This window comes from Epilithonimonas hominis, assembly GCF_003730015.1.
In the GTDB taxonomy this organism is placed as follows: Bacteria; Bacteroidota; Bacteroidia; order Flavobacteriales; family Weeksellaceae; genus Epilithonimonas; species Epilithonimonas hominis.
In genome coordinates this window covers 41,717-56,771 of the sequence record NZ_RJTU01000015.1, presented here as the reverse complement: position 1 = coordinate 56,771, position 15,055 = coordinate 41,717, and the positions used below count along the sequence as shown (strand labels likewise).

General features: G+C 34.1%; 15 protein-coding genes. 8 read left to right on the top strand and 7 right to left on the bottom strand.

Annotated elements, in window-relative coordinates:
* Positions 1 to 125: 125 nt before the first annotated feature.
* From EGH73_RS02375 to EGH73_RS02365, 4 genes are all read right to left on the bottom strand, one after another.
* On the bottom strand, positions 126 to 1,331 hold the full coding sequence (locus EGH73_RS02375) for an ABC transporter permease (RefSeq protein ID WP_123280509.1): 1,206 nt from the start codon (positions 1,329 to 1,331) through the stop codon (positions 126 to 128).
* Between the two features lie 2 nt (positions 1,332 to 1,333).
* Entirely contained in the window at positions 1,334 to 1,693 is a 360-nt protein-coding gene (gene rbfA / locus EGH73_RS02370) for a 30S ribosome-binding factor RbfA (protein WP_123280508.1), read from the bottom strand.
* A gap of 331 nt (positions 1,694 to 2,024) precedes the next feature.
* The gene (locus EGH73_RS13965) at positions 2,025 to 2,168 is read right to left on the bottom strand and encodes a hypothetical protein (RefSeq protein ID WP_184808059.1); all 144 of its coding nucleotides are present in this window, start codon (positions 2,166 to 2,168) and stop codon (positions 2,025 to 2,027) included.
* Between the two features lie 46 nt (positions 2,169 to 2,214).
* Entirely contained in the window at positions 2,215 to 2,529 is a 315-nt protein-coding gene (locus EGH73_RS02365; protein WP_184808058.1) for an alpha/beta hydrolase family protein, read from the bottom strand.
* 481 nt (positions 2,530 to 3,010) lie between these two features.
* Between EGH73_RS02365 and EGH73_RS02360 the strand changes: the two genes are divergently transcribed.
* Positions 3,011 to 4,309 carry an aminopeptidase P family protein gene (locus EGH73_RS02360; RefSeq protein WP_123280506.1) on the top strand — a complete coding sequence of 433 codons (1,299 nt, stop codon included), beginning with the start codon at positions 3,011 to 3,013 and terminating at the stop codon, positions 4,307 to 4,309.
* A 98-nt stretch (positions 4,310 to 4,407) separates the two neighbouring features.
* Here the strand turns inward: EGH73_RS02360 and EGH73_RS02355 are convergent, their stop codons facing one another.
* Entirely contained in the window at positions 4,408 to 5,046 is a 639-nt protein-coding gene (locus EGH73_RS02355; RefSeq protein WP_123280505.1) for an alpha/beta hydrolase, read from the bottom strand.
* Positions 5,047 to 5,149: 103 nt separating this feature from the next.
* Here EGH73_RS02355 and EGH73_RS02350 point away from each other — a divergent pair, with 103 nt between their 5' ends.
* A complete protein-coding gene (locus EGH73_RS02350) occupies positions 5,150 to 6,100 on the top strand; it encodes an isopenicillin N synthase family dioxygenase (protein WP_123280504.1) in 951 nt (316 codons plus the stop codon).
* Between the two features lie 131 nt (positions 6,101 to 6,231).
* On the opposite strand, the gene EGH73_RS02345 is transcribed toward EGH73_RS02350, so the two are convergent.
* Together EGH73_RS02345 and tyrS are read right to left on the bottom strand one after the other, a co-directional pair.
* On the bottom strand, positions 6,232 to 6,984 hold the full coding sequence (locus EGH73_RS02345; protein ID WP_123280503.1) for an acyl-CoA desaturase: 753 nt from the start codon (positions 6,982 to 6,984) through the stop codon (positions 6,232 to 6,234).
* 39 nt (positions 6,985 to 7,023) lie between these two features.
* A complete protein-coding gene (tyrS, locus tag EGH73_RS02340) occupies positions 7,024 to 8,319 on the bottom strand; it encodes a tyrosine--tRNA ligase (RefSeq protein WP_123280502.1) in 1,296 nt (431 codons plus the stop codon).
* A 239-nt stretch (positions 8,320 to 8,558) separates the two neighbouring features.
* Here tyrS and EGH73_RS02335 point away from each other — a divergent pair, with 239 nt between their 5' ends.
* The 6 genes from EGH73_RS02335 (at position 8,559) to EGH73_RS02310 (ending at position 15,050) form a co-directional block, all read left to right on the top strand.
* Positions 8,559 to 9,737 carry a hypothetical protein gene (locus tag EGH73_RS02335; protein ID WP_148041673.1) on the top strand — a complete coding sequence of 393 codons (1,179 nt, stop codon included), beginning with the start codon at positions 8,559 to 8,561 and terminating at the stop codon, positions 9,735 to 9,737.
* A gap of 2 nt (positions 9,738 to 9,739) precedes the next feature.
* A complete protein-coding gene (locus EGH73_RS02330) occupies positions 9,740 to 10,273 on the top strand; it encodes a hypothetical protein (protein WP_123280500.1) in 534 nt (177 codons plus the stop codon).
* A gap of 68 nt (positions 10,274 to 10,341) precedes the next feature.
* Positions 10,342 to 11,727, top strand: a complete 1,386-nt coding sequence (gene mnmE, locus EGH73_RS02325) for a tRNA uridine-5-carboxymethylaminomethyl(34) synthesis GTPase MnmE (RefSeq protein ID WP_123280499.1) — start codon at positions 10,342 to 10,344, stop codon at positions 11,725 to 11,727.
* 234 nt (positions 11,728 to 11,961) lie between these two features.
* Complete coding sequence (locus EGH73_RS02320) at positions 11,962 to 12,537, top strand: helix-turn-helix domain-containing protein (RefSeq protein ID WP_123280498.1); 576 nt, start codon at positions 11,962 to 11,964, stop codon at positions 12,535 to 12,537.
* 57 nt (positions 12,538 to 12,594) lie between these two features.
* On the top strand, positions 12,595 to 13,737 hold the full coding sequence (locus EGH73_RS02315; protein ID WP_123280497.1) for a tyrosine-type recombinase/integrase: 1,143 nt from the start codon (positions 12,595 to 12,597) through the stop codon (positions 13,735 to 13,737).
* A 17-nt stretch (positions 13,738 to 13,754) separates the two neighbouring features.
* On the top strand, positions 13,755 to 15,050 hold the full coding sequence (locus EGH73_RS02310) for a hypothetical protein (RefSeq protein WP_148041672.1): 1,296 nt from the start codon (positions 13,755 to 13,757) through the stop codon (positions 15,048 to 15,050).
* The last annotated feature ends 5 nt before the right edge of the window (positions 15,051 to 15,055 follow it).

Sequence of the window (15,055 nt, the reverse complement as noted above, 5' to 3'; positions counted from 1 at the left end):
TAATATTTATAATCTGTTTGTAATAGATGATTGAATTTTTAAGCAAAATTTAAGTTACTGTAATAAAATGTTAATTAGTCCTGAGGTGAGAAAATTCAGGAGTCTATGAATAAAATCTAAGAGTTTTAATTGGTAGTGCTGATGTATCTTTTATTCACCTTAGAAAAAATCCACGAAATGGATAATCCGAAAAAGAATGCGATTGCTGAAACGGTAAGGTAATTCATCAATTCAATTTTTACGGGAAATGCCAGATTTTCGCTAGCTTTGAAAAAGCCTGTGCTGATCTGGATGTAGCAAATAACAGAGCCCATAATAAGACCGCAAATGACTCCCGCAGATACGATTAAAAAGCCGGTAAAAAAATAAATATATCTTAGATTTTTAAGATTAAACCCGAGTGCAATCAATGATTTTGCCTGATCTTTTTTGTCAAGTTGTAAAATCGTGATCGCTCCGGCGAGATTGAATGTGGTGATGAAAATGACTAGTCCGAAAATAAGATAGATCATCAGTTTTTCCGTATTGATCATTTTCCAAAATGCGGCATTTTCTTCGGATTTGGTCTTTATATCTGCAATATTTCCAATTTGTTTTGTAAGGTTGGCTTTTATGCGTTCTGCGTCAGCCGGATTTTTAAGCTTAATAACAATCTGATAGCAATCATTTTTGTGCAGATCCAAAAGCTGTTGAGCAAGCTCTATCGGTGCAATAATGTAATTGTCCAATTGGTCATTTCCCGGGAAAACGCCTGTCACATAGATTTCTCTCTTATTGAAAATATCATTTTCACTTTGTATAATTCCTTTTCCTGGCTTAGGCATCAAAACTGTTGCAAAGTCCTGACTAGAATTCACAGGAAGAGATAATCTGTTGTCCAGGCCATTTTCCATAATCACCTCATTGCTGTACTTGAAGTCCGGATATTTTCCGTAGAAAATGTTTTCGTTTATAGGATTAACATTGGTGTAAGCAGAATCTACACCCCGCAGATAGGCAATCTCACCATTGTCTTTATAGCCCAGATATACCTTTTCTTCTATAAGAGATGAAAAATAAGCAACGGCAGATTCTTTCTTCAGTACACTTCTTATTAGTCCGATATCTTTTAAAACTTTTCCTGTCTTGCTTTTGATGGTGAGGTCTGCATGCAGATTGGCTATCATCTGCTTATTAATATCTTCCAGACCGGAAAAAACAGAAATAATAATAAACATAGCTGCCACAGCCGCCACCATTGCAAATGCTGCAAGCCAGGTGATGAACGTGACTGCTGTGCTTCCTTTTTTCGCTATAAGGTAGCGCGACGCTATGTAAAAAGCATTTTTCAATACTACAGAATTGGATTATCTCCTTCGCCTTTCAGTTCTTTTTCGATGCGTTCTACATCATCCAGACTCGTGTCTATATAGAAAACCAGTTGGGGGATGATACGAACCTGTTTTGCCATTTTCTGTCCGATATAATTACGGTAGAATGCATTGTTTTCATTGATTTCCTTCATAATAGGCTCTCGAAGTTCAGCTGGGAAAATACTGAGGTATATTTTTGCGATTCCAAGATCCGGTGTTACTTTAACATCCGAAACAGAAACCAAAAAACTCTGCTTGCTGTCTGAAGCCTGTTTACGGAAGATTTCTGCCATGTCTTCCTGTATAATCTGTGCTACTTTTCTTTGTCTGTTGCTTTCCATAAGTTTTGCAAATTTAGTATTTTGTTTTGATTTTATAAGGACAAATATAAAGCTGCAAAATGTGGAATTATTTCAGAAGCCACATCAAAGCTTTTTTTAGCTCTCTTTTCCAACGTTTATTACACTTGTCATTCGCCGGAAAACTGGTGTAACCATCAAAAAGGTTTTGCCCGTACTGCATATAAAATCATTGGGTTTTTTTTGGAAGTTTGATAATATGGTGGCAGATAGGTCCAAATCTTTCTGTTGCTGTTCAGCTGACGGATTTTGAAATGTTTGCTAAATATTCAGACACGGGAGTTCGCTGTATGCTTTTTTTCCTTCAGAACAGTCAAGGATTTGTTACACTATAATTTCCTTCCAAATCTTTTTTGAATTTGAATTGAGCATCTAAAAGTTTCCATCCATTAAAATAGGAAGCCATAAATCTGATAATCTGGAAAGTTACCTGAGAATACATATTACTGCTTATCATTATGAATATTAAAATCGATAATAATCTAAATGCTAACTTCTTCAAATTATTCTTGTCTTTTTGTGTAATGCTTGACGAAATTTACGGTTTTTTGGGCTATGTTATTAGCATCGTCCGAACTGATATTATTAAAGGTATGGTTGGCATTATGTACTACAAAATACTGATGCTTGATTTTATGATTTTGAAGCTTTTTAACCAAATGTTCAGATTGCCTCACATCTACAACATCATCTTGATTTCCGTGAAATATTAATGTCGGAACGGTGTGTTTGGTAACATAATTCGCTGGCGAGAGCTTTCTGAGAGGTTTTATTGCTTCATATTTCTGTTTTTCCACATCAAAGCCTGTAAGCTCCAATATTTTTTTATTTCTGGTTATATAAGTTTTTGGATAATAAAACTTAAACCATTTCTGAATAACAGGATGGGCATCTGTACGGAAAAGTTTATTCAGGTACCGGTTGATTTTTTTGGCTGATAGATGTCCAATTTCAAAGGGATATTTTCTGGGGTGTTTTTATAAATAATATCCCGATGCAAATTATAGTTTAGCGCTGGCTTTGGTAAACTGACATTTGAATTAATAGTTTCAATGCTTAGTTGGTAGCTTATGATACTCAGAATAATTAAGGAAACAACAAGTAGGATACTATATTTTACGTTCATCAAAAATTTATTGTGTATCAAATATAGAAAATATGTCTATAATATTATGTTAAATGTGGATGTATAAAAAAAAACATTTTTAGTTCATCTTTTCCAGTCTATCTTTTGTAAATTTGAATCGCTTTTTGGGAAAATTAATCCCAAAAAGAAATTAATAAAAATCTATTTTAGTAATGACAACAAAATACGAAAAGATCCCAAGCTCATTGTTCGTAAAAAACAGAAAAAAGTTTGCAGAAAAACTACTTCCAAATTCTATAGCGATTTTTAACTCCAATGATATTTATCCCATAAGTGCAGATTCTACAATGCCTTTTCAGCAGCATCGTGATATTTTTTATTTAAGTGGTGTAGATCAGGAAGAGAGCATTCTTGTAATTTTTCCTGATGCTTATTTGGAAGAGAATAGGGAGATTTTGTTTGTGCGTGAAACGAATGATCACATCGCAGTTTGGGAAGGAGAAAAGCTTTCTAAAGATCAGGCTTATGAATTGTCAGGTATTAAAACGGTGTATTGGCTCAGTGATTTCGACAAAGTTTTTAAAAACCTGATGTATGAAGCAGAAAATGTTTATCTCAACAAAAATGAACATTATAGAAATTCCGTAGAGACAGAACTGAGGGAAGATCGTTTCATCAAGAAAGTGCAGGCAGATTTTCCGATGCACAATTATAAAAGGAGTAATCCAATTCTCCAGCGTTTGAGAAGCATCAAAGAGCCAGAAGAATTAGCTTTGATTCAAAATGCTTGTAATATTACCGAAAAGGGAATCAGAAGATTATTAGCTTTTATCAAACCGGGCGTATGGGAATACGAAATTGAAGCTGAACTGATTCACGAATTTGTAAAAAACAGAAGTCGGGGATTTGCTTACACACCAATTATCGCTAGTGGGAATAATTCAAACGTTCTCCACTATATTGCTAATAACCAGCAAACTAAAGATGGTGATTTGATTCTTCTGGATGTAGGAGCAGAATACGCCAATTATGCCAGTGATCTTACCAGAACTATTCCCGTAAACGGAAGGTTTACTGCTAGACAAAAAGAAATCTATAATGCCGTATTAAAATGTAAAATTGAAGCAGAGGATCGTCTGGTAGCGGGGAATAATTGGTACAGATTCCACAAAGAAATGGGAGAGGTTTACACTTCAGAATTGCTGCAATTAGGATTAATTGACAAAGCTGATGTTCAGAACGAGGACCCAAAATGGCCTGCTTACAAAAAATATATGATGCACGGAACTTCCCACCATATGGGATTAGACACGCACGATTATGGAATCTTAACCGATGATTTTGTAGAAAATATGGTGTTTACCAATGAGCCAGGATTCTACATTCCTGCAGAAGGTTTTGGAGTTAGAATTGAGGACGACTATGTAATCCAGTCATCAGGAAAACCATTTAATATGATGGCTAATATTCCAATTACTGTGGAGGAAATTGAGGATGTGATGAATTCTTAAAAATAAATTATGCACAAAAAATCCCGATAATTTTTCAATTATCGGGATTTATATTTATTACTAATTCATACAGTCAATTATCATCCATCAACAATATTCTATTTCTTGAAAAACTCCATCAGGTCAAGATAATTTTTCTGATTTACACCGTGGCCGGACATATATTCTCTGAACGAAAAGTAAGCACTTAAATCATATAAAAGGTCAGCAGCTTTTCTTCCCCATTCCAAAGGAATCACACCATCTTCTGTTCCGTGAGAGATGAAGAAACGCATGTTTTCGTATTTCTTTTTATTCCTATCGATGTTTTTCAGAAGTTTTTCCTCAGGATAAGAACTTAGACAAGCCACTTTCGAGAACAGATCTGGATAGTGTAATGCCAAAGAATAAACAATCATTCCACCTTGGCTGAAACCACAAAGATGCGTTTTGTTATCCGTCAATCCGTATCGGTTTGTGACGCCCATTATGTTTTCCAAAACGAGTTTTACAGCTTCGTTTGCTTCATTTTCGTCTACAAAATTTTCAGCATTATTGAAATCGATATCAAACCAAGCATAACCTCCATAACTGGAATCTTTCGGCGCTCGGAAACTGATAACCAACCAATCTTCCGGCAAAGTTGGAACAAAACTGAAAAGGTCTTCTTCATTACTTCCATAACCGTGAAGCAAAAATAAAACGGGCGTTTCTGGGGTGATATTTTGAGGTTCTCTCACGAGATATTGTAAATCCATTCTGCAAATATAATTAACAGATTTCAGAATTTTGAAAAGTTTTTATCTATAAGTTTTGTGTTGCTATAAAAACCGTATTTTAGCACCACGAAAAATTTCTAAAATGGACAAAATACCTAGTGTAGACCTGCGTGATTTCCTTTCGGACAACCCGGAACGCAAACAGAAATTTGTAAATGAAATCGGAAAAGCTTACGAAGAAATTGGTTTTGTTGCCTTAAAAGGACATTTCCTAGACGACAAACTCGTAGACGATCTTTATGGAGAAGTCAAAAACTTCTTTGAACTCCCAACAGAAAAAAAACTGAAGTACGAGATCCCCGGAATTGGAGGACAACGTGGTTATGTTGGTTTTGGAAAAGAAACCGCAAAAGGCTTTAAAAAAGGAGATTTGAAAGAATTTTGGCATTTCGGACAGTATGTTTCGGATGATTCAAAATACAAAAGCGAATATCCTGATAACGTCATCGTAGAGGAACTTCCAAAATTTAATGAAGTTGGTAAAGAAACTTACCAGATGCTTGAAAAAACAGGGAAATATGTTTTGAGAGCTTTGGCTTTGTATCTAGATTTGGATGAATTTTATTTTGATGATAAAATCGCGGAAGGAAATTCTATTCTTAGACCAATCCATTACCCGCCAATTACAGAAGAACCAGATGATGCGGTAAGAGCTGCTGCTCACGGAGATATCAATTTGATTACGCTTTTGATGGGTTCACAAGGAAAAGGTCTTCAGGTTCAGAACCACGAAGGTGAATGGATTGATGCCATTGCAGAACCAGATGAGTTGATGATTAATGTTGGCGATATGTTGTCAAGACATACGAATAACAAATTGAAATCGACGATTCATAGAGTGGTCAATCCGCCAAGAGAATTATGGGGAACTTCAAGATATTCAATTCCATTTTTTATGCATCCAGTAAGCGATATGCCTTTGAATGCATTGGAAAATTGTGTGGATGAAAATAATCCGAAACTATATCCAGATGCAACAGCCGGAGAGTTTTTAAGAGAAAGATTGATTGAATTAGGTTTGATAAAAATCTAACTAAAATTTATATTTAAACAAAAATACCGTTGAGTTTTCAACGGTATTTTTTTATTCTGATTAGTAAAAGCACTTCTACAATCAAAAAAATAGGCTAGATCAAATGCCTAGCCTAAATATTTATTTTAAAATTAAATTTCTCTTTTTACAACTGCGACAGGATTCAGTTTAATTAATTTCATCTTGTCTAGAAGAATCATAATGCAATAAGTAACGTCAATTTCGTGCCATCTTACCCCTCCGAAGTTCGCTCTTCCGCCGTGTTTGTGGTGATTGTTATGGTAAGCTTCTCCCATCATCAACCAATCAAATCTTAACAGATTTTTGGAAGTATCAGACACTTTGAAATTCACATAACCGTAGATGTGACCAAACCAATTGATGATTACACCGTGGATTGGCGCCATCATATAAGCAACTGGTAACAATAACCATTGCCACCAAGCCGTTGCGAAGAAATAGAAGAATAGCGTGTACAAAACTGCCCATCCAATTCTGGAACCCCACGAGCTAGCGAATCTGTCAAAAGCTTTCCATTGCGGAACATTTTTGGTGAATTTGTCTTCTATTTTTGCTTTTTGCTCATTGATTTGTTGGTAGATTTTTTTAGTTCTCCACATCATTGCAAAAAGATTCGCATCATATTTTGGGGAATGTGGGTCTTTTTCTGTATCTGCATATGCGTGATGCAATCTGTGCATTACACCATAACCATAAGCGGAAAGATAGTTAGAACCTTGGGTGATCCAAGTTAAAACATAACATAATTTTTCGCCAAATTTTGACATCTTAAACGTTTGATGCGCTGCATAACGGTGAAGGAAAAATGTCTGAAAAAATAATCCAGAATACCAAAGTACTATGATAAAGATGATAACTGCCATTATAAAAAATGTAATTGAACTAATTAAGTATTTGTGAATTTAGATTCCTTTTACAATGAAATAATTTTTCTTTCCTTTTTGAAGAAGTAGAAATTTTCCATCAATTAAATCACTTTCGGAAACCGAATAATCTTCGCCAACTTTGGTTTTGTTAACGGAAATAGCGTTCCCGGCTAATTCTCTTTTAGCTTCGCCTTTAGATTTTAAGAAACCTGTTTTTTCAGAAATTAAATCAACGATATTGCTTCCAACTAATTCAGATTTTGAAACTTCTTTTTGAGGAACACCATCAAAAATCTGAAGGAATAATTCCTCGTCTAGACTTACCAAATCCTCTGCTGTAGATTGTCCGAAAAGAATCTGAGAAGCTTTCAAAGCTTTTTCATATTCTGTTTGTCCGTGAACCCAAACTGTAACTTCTTCTGCCAGTTTTTTCTGAAGTTTTCTTTCGTGAGCTGCGGTTTTATGTTCTTCAATCAAAGCTTCGATTTCTTCTTTTGGAAGGAAAGTGTAGAACTTAATGAATCTTTCTGCATCGTCATCCGTGGCATTGAGCCAGAATTGATAGAATTTGTAAGACGAAGTTTTCTTAGCATCTAACCAATAATTCTCACCACTTTCAGACTTTCCGAACTTGGAACCATCCGCTTTTGTAATCAAAGGAACTGTTAAAGCGTAAGCTTCACCTTGTGCTTTTCTTCGGATTAATTCTGTTCCGGTTGTGATATTTCCCCACTGGTCAGAACCTCCCATTTGAAGCTTTACACCATCGTTTTGGTAAAGGTGAAGGTAATCATAGCCTTGTAAAAGCTGGTAAGTGAACTCTGTAAAACTCATGCCGTCAACTCCAGAATCTCCGGAGAAACGTTTTTTTACAGAATCTTTTGCCATCATATAATTCACAGTGATGTGTTTTCCAATATTCTTAGCAAAATCCAGGAAAGTAAAATTCTTCATCCAATCGTAATTGTTGACAAGAATGGCTTTGTTATCGCCTTCTCCATCAAATTCTAAGAATCTGGATAATTGATTTTTCAGACAATCCACATAATAGAGTAGTGTTTCTTCGCTCAAAAGATTACGTTCCGCAGATTTTCCAGAAGGGTCACCAATCATTCCTGTTGCGCCTCCAACCAAAGCAATCGGCTGATGACCGTGCTGCTGGAAATGGGCAAGAATTTTGATTTGGATAAGGCTTCCGATATGCAAAGAATCCGCAGTTGGGTCAAACCCAATGTAAGCTTTTGTCATCTCTTTATCCAGTTGTTCCTCCGTTCCCGGCGTCATATCAGAAAAAAGTCCGCGCCATTTTAGCTCCTCTATAAATGCATTCATTGTCTTAAAAAATTTCGGACAAAGATAAGAATTACAAGTTGTAAATGGGTTTAACTTTTAAAATTGTTGAATGCTAGATGCTATTTAGTTTCGACTAAATTAATTTAAATTGATAATATATTTTAGCAAATGATTATAATGATTTAAATCATAATTAAACTGTTTTCTCGATAATTATTCCTAACTTTGTCGTTAGCACACATTGCTAAATACGGAGGTTATAATACAAATGAGCTAAGATGAATAAAATTTTAAATGAAAAAGTATGTCTAATCCTTACTTTTTTTTTCTGTTCTTTAATGTATTCACAATTGAGACCAAGTGTCATTTATGGTGATTACAATACTTATTGGACTTCCCAAAATAACTCGGCAACTTATGTTACTGCACAAGATACCAATAACCTTCTTGGGTTAACGGTTGGAGGAGTGACCTATTCTACGGATGTCAATAATGCAACATTGACAGCTAATGGAGTCAGTTTTGTGAATGAAAGCTACAGATCTTTTCCAACATCAATTAATACAACTAGCACGGCTACCAACTTTTTGATTGGTATTCCAAGGTATGTGAATGGTGTTCTTCAAGATCAAACTAATACGCCTTCCTTAAGCTGTAGTATTTCTTTAGGTTATTATTTAAGAGATGGAATTAATGGTCTGGATTTAAGTACAGCAGTTTTCAATATTCCTAAACAAGAATTAACTTTTTTGGTCAATGTTTTGGCTGATATTAATCCAAATTGTATCACAGATGATATTCCTGATATTATCGTAACGCAGGTCGGTGCGCCTAGTTCAAGTTTCGATGTTTTTAAATTTACTGATGCCAATGGTAATACTGTAGGTGTTCAGAAAGATGTGAATTTTTCTTCCGTATCTCCTTCTGGAAAGGCTCTTTGGAGTTTTTATTATGCAGGCAATTGTCCACATAATTATAACAGCAGATCGGGATTTTCCGGGACAACGCGTGATGTCAGAATTCTGACTTTTAAACTGAGTGATTTTGGAATTACATCAACCAATTATACCAGTGCAGTAAGATTTGTACAGGTTTTATCTGGAGATAGTGATGTTGCTTTTTCGGCTTATAGTACTAATTCTTTATCACTTTATTGCCTAGAAAATGCAATGACATCTGGAACAACTTCTGATACAAAAATGGGAATTACTTCTATAGGGAGAGCTGGTACAGATGCAAATGCTAATAATTGGCCTATGGTGAGAAAAGGTGGTTATATTGCTTTGGAATCCAACAAGAAGCCTTTTGTCATAAGTCGGGTAAGCACAGCCGGACTTGCAAATATTACTAATCCAGTTGAAGGTATGATGGTGTATGATACAACTGAAAACTGTTTGAAAGTTTACGTCAACGCAGCAATTGGTTGGAAATGTTTCAATAAAAAAACTTGTCCGTAATAATGAAAAAGATTTTAACCGCTTTGGTGTTTACAATTTGTAAACTCAGTTTTTCGCAGGTCATAATTGGAGATAATGTTGGTACAGCTACGGATAAGACTTCTGTTCTTTTAGAATTTTCTAGCACTCAGAATAAAGGAATTATTCTTCCGTACATTACAGATAAAACAGGACTTAACACGCCAGGAAGCATTATCCTAAATGCAACTACACCAAGTGCTGCCAGAGTAGAATATTACAACGGAACTACTTGGGTTGATTTGAGCGTTCAGACGGCTAATGTTTCTTCATATTTGGGTATTCAGCCAACTGCTAAAGAAAATACCAATGCTAAAGTTGTTATTGGTGCTAATACCTCTGCTGCAGATGGTATTTTGGTTTTAGAATCTACAAACAAAGCGATGGTTTTACCAACCGTTTCTTCTTACAAAAATATTATCAATCCTGCGCCAGGAATGATGGTTTTACTGAATAATGGAGGAATCGAAACACTGGCTTTTTATAACGGAAATCAATGGAGTTTTTGGAGTTATTAATAATTTCAAACCTTTTATTTTATTTTTTCTAAAGTTGATTTGAATATTAATCACGTAACTTTGTATGCATGAATCAGGACACTATTTGTGCGCTGGCAACAGCTAACGGAATCGGGGCGATTGGAATCATCAGAGTTTCCGGGAATCAGTCTTTTGAAATTGTCAACAAGATCTTTGAAGGGAAGAATCTGGAGAAAGTAGATTCTCATACAGTTCATTACGGTTTTATTAAAGATGAAGATGAAACGATTGATGAAGTGATGATTTCTGTTTTCCATGCACCAAAGACATTCACTACAGAAAATTCCGTAGAAATTTCTTTCCACGGCTCGCCTTACATTGGTAAAAAAATTCTTGAAGCCTTAATTAAAAATGGGGCAAGAATGGCGAAAGCAGGAGAGTTCACAATGCGTGCATTTATGAATGGCAGAATTGATTTGTCTCAAGCTGAATCTATAGCTGACTTGATTGCCTCCGAAAATGAAGCGTCCAGAAAAGTAGCCCTTAATCAATTAAAAGGTGGAATTTCGAACGAAATTTCATTCCTGAGAAATGATTTATTGAACTTTACGTCATTAATTGAACTAGAACTTGATTTTGCCGAAGAAGATGTTGAATTTGCCGATAGAACTGCGCTTAAATCCTTGCTTTATAAAATAGAGGATAAACTAAATTCTTTGATTGAGAGTTTCCAATACGGAAATGCAATTAAAAATGGAACTGCCGTTGCAATTATTGGAAAACCTAACGCCGGAAAATCTACACTTCTGAATGCACTTTTGAAAGAAGAAAGAGCAATTGTAAGTAACATCGCAGGAACCACTCGTGATACGATTGAAGAAATTCTCCATATCAAAGGTCACGCTTTTCGATTAATTGACACTGCTGGTTTACGCGAAACTGCTGACGAAATTGAAGCAATTGGTGTGAAAAAAGCTAAGGAAAAAGTAGAAAATGCTGAGATTTTGGTATATCTGGCTGATGCTGGAACTGAAGATCTTTCCGAAGATGTGGAAATGATAAAATCTCTATTGAGAGATGATTTAAAACTGATTATCTGTGCTACCAAAATTGATGAAGTTGTCCCAACTCATTACGAAAAGTTAGAGCAGATTTTTAGAAATAATATCTCAACCGATTTTGATTTCATAAAAATTTCAGCTGTGGAAAACCAGAATATTCAGGATCTTAAAAACGAATTGTCTTCCTACGTAGAACATTTGAAATCTGAAGAAGGAAATGTCGTGATTACCAACCAGCGTCATTACGAAGCTTTACGAAAATCCCTGAATTCGGTTAAACAAGTGGATGAGGCAGTAACTTCACAAATCACAACAGAACTTTTAGCCTATGAACTGAGAAATGCGCTGGAGCATCTAGGGGAAATATCCGGTGAATTTACAAACGATGAGGTTTTGGGGAATATTTTTAGTAAGTTTTGTATCGGAAAATAACCGCTACAAAATAAAAATCTAACAAAACAAACTAAACTATTATAAAGCCTTTATTTAAGGGCTTTTTTTATTTCTGTAAAGATAGTAATATTTTGCAATACTTTGTTATTTTATGTAAATATTTGTACCTTTATTGTATCTTTGTAAGTGAGGTACAAAATAGTACTATTTTTTTTGGTTTATTGGTTTACACTTTTAAACACTTTATAACAACATTTAACAAGATCGTACAGAATGAGCAGTAATATTTCAATTCAAAAAGTTTGTGAGTATTGTGGGAAGGATTTCATAGCCAAAACAACCGTTACAAGATGTTGCAGTGATGATTGTGCAAAGAAAGCCTATAAAGCCCGAAAACGAGCCGAAAAGATTAATAGTGCTATTGAAGTAGTAGAAGTAAAAAAGCAAAAGAAAGTTAAGCTAATTGAAGATCTAAAAGAAAAAGAGTTTTTAAATGTAACACAGGTTTCAAGATTGATTGGATGTTCAAGGCAAAATGTTTATAAATTGATTAACTCGGGAAAACTGAAAGCAAGTAATATTTTAGAAAAGAAAACAATTGTAAAAAGGCAGGATTTAGAATTGTTATTGAATAGTACAAAGGTGGATCATTCTAAAAAGCTGGTCTTTGATGTTTCGGAATGTTTCAGTATTTCGGAAGCGCAAAAGAAATATAATATTTCGGAATCGGCATTGCAAAAGATTATCCAGCGTGAGGAAATTCCAAAGATAAAGCAGGGTAAATTTGTGTACATTCCAAAGGTTTTAATTGATGAGGTCTTTAATACGAAAAAAAAAGATGTTTTTTAACCCGTCACAACCGTCACAACCGTCACTAATTTTTAAATTTGAAGTAATAAAGGACAAATGGGAATCAAAGTATCATTAAGACAAAAGACAATTTCTGACAACAGGAAAAGTTTATATTTAGACTTTTATCCAGCCGTTTACAATTCTGAATCAGGAAAAGAAACAAGAAGAGAGTTTCTGAAAATGTACATTTATGAGAATCCAAAAACCAAAACGGAAAAGGATCACAATAAAAATACATTGGTTACAGCCGAAGCAATACGCCAAAAAAGACAAAACTATTTTGATAAGCCCGAAGTTTACAGCGAGTTTGAGAAAGAAGTATTGAAGCAGAAAAAGAAAGACGAACTTAATTTTGTGGAATATTTTGAAAAGTTAGCCAACAAAAGAAAAGCTTCCAATTATGATAATTGGATTTCTGCACTTAATTATCTGAAAAACTTTACAGGTGGAAATTTGAAATTTGCAGACCTCAGCGAAGTATTTTTGGAAGAGTTCAAAGAATATCTTCTAACTACAAAAGCCAATAAACGGACAAAAGCGACACTTTCCCAAAACTCAGCCGTTTCATATTTTAATAAAGTTAAGGCAACCTTAAAACAAGCGTACAAAGATGGCATTTTAAAAACGGATCTTAATGCTAAAATAGAGCCAATAAAAGCCGCTGAAACTCGCAGGGAATATCTTACTATAAATGAATTAAATGAGTTGGTAAAAACGCCTTGCAACAATCCATTATTAAAGAATGCAGCTTTATTTTCTGCCTTAACAGGGTTGAGGTTTTCCGATATTCAAAAGATGGTTTGGAGCGAAATTGTTTTTATCGAGGGACAAGGTTATTTCCTTAATTTCAGCCAAAAGAAAACCAAAGGAATTGAAACATTACCAATATCAGATCAGGCAGTTTCTTTGTGTGGAGAAAGAAGAGATCCAGCAGATAAAGTTTTTGACGGTTTGGAATATTCTGCATACAGTAACAAGCATTTAGCCCAATGGATTGGAGCAGCAGGAATCACAAAAGATATTACTTTTCATTGTTTCCGCCATACGTTCGCAACGCTTCAATTATTTAACGGTACGGATATTTACACCGTTTCTAAAATGTTAGGACATAAAGATTTGAAAACAACGCAGGTTTATGCAAAGATCGTAGATGATGCCAAAAGAACCGCAGCTAATAAGATAAAGTTGGAATTATAATTATTTAAAGGACAAAAATGATAACAGAAAACGTACAAAACTTATTTGATTTTATAAATTTTCTACACTCAAATAAAGACTATTTATTGAGCAAACAAAATTTGATTGATGAAACAAATGAATTACTTCAAACAAGAAAATCTATAAAACCTAATGATAATTATAAGTCTAAGATTGAATATGATAAAATTCAAAAAAGGATTTCTGAAAAATTTGATATTGTTGATGCTGAAATAATATTTCCGTTAAAAGAAAAAATTATCGAATTAAATATTGCAGATATTTCTACACCAATAATAAATTTAAACGCTAAATCTGATTTGTTTGAACTTCAAAGAAATTTTAAGGAAGATGATTTGAAGCCAATTTTTGAAGCGAAACAGAAATATTTGGATTTTAGAAATGAAACAAAATTTGATTATTATTTACAATCTTTTTTCTTTGAGTTAGATAGAACCTTAAAAGAATTTTATGATTTTTTTAAAGATGATGATTTCAATGAATTTAGCAAATTGCAAACAAATGTTGTAACTATTGAAAGTCTGGACAAACAAGGAATAGAAAAAGCCGTAATGCAGTTAATTAGTAATCGAAATGAATTACATTTTGAGAAATTTTCTGACTTTTTGGACTACTTAAAAAATGAGGTTAAGGATTTAGATTTTGATGAACGACATAGCGAAGTAAAAAGAATGCTTGAACAGCAAAAAATAAAGTTAGAAAACAGCACTTTTCAAAGTGAAATTGATGAGGTTAAAATATTTTCTGAAAACGCAGTAAAAGACTTTAAGCACAAATTAATGTTATCATTCAAATATGAAAATTATAAAACGAAAACAGTAGGATTTATGCCAACTCATTACAATTATGTATTAGGATTGATTGAGTACGAAAAGCTTTATGATATGGCAAATCATAAAAATTATTCAGATACAATAGTAAAAGAGCAAAATCAAAAAGCAGAATCCATTCCAGCACCTCAGCAGGAACAGCCTATAAAATTTACAGCAAAAGAGTATGCATTGGCTTATATTTTTGATTTGTATGCAAATGGTAGACAAATACCGATAAATAGAATTGAGGGAAGTTTGAGTAAAAAAGAGATAGAACAATACGGAAAAGATAACATTCAATTTATAAAGCCAGACACTTTTTATAATGCCGTAAAAGATTTGAATAAAAATTATAATGTATCTATCATCAAAGATTTACAAAACATTTCGCAAGATTGGTTAAATGCAGTGAAGTCATTAGCAAAAGATTGGAAGAAAACAAAAGCGTATTTAACAGAAAAGGAACTTTACAGGGAATAATGGGG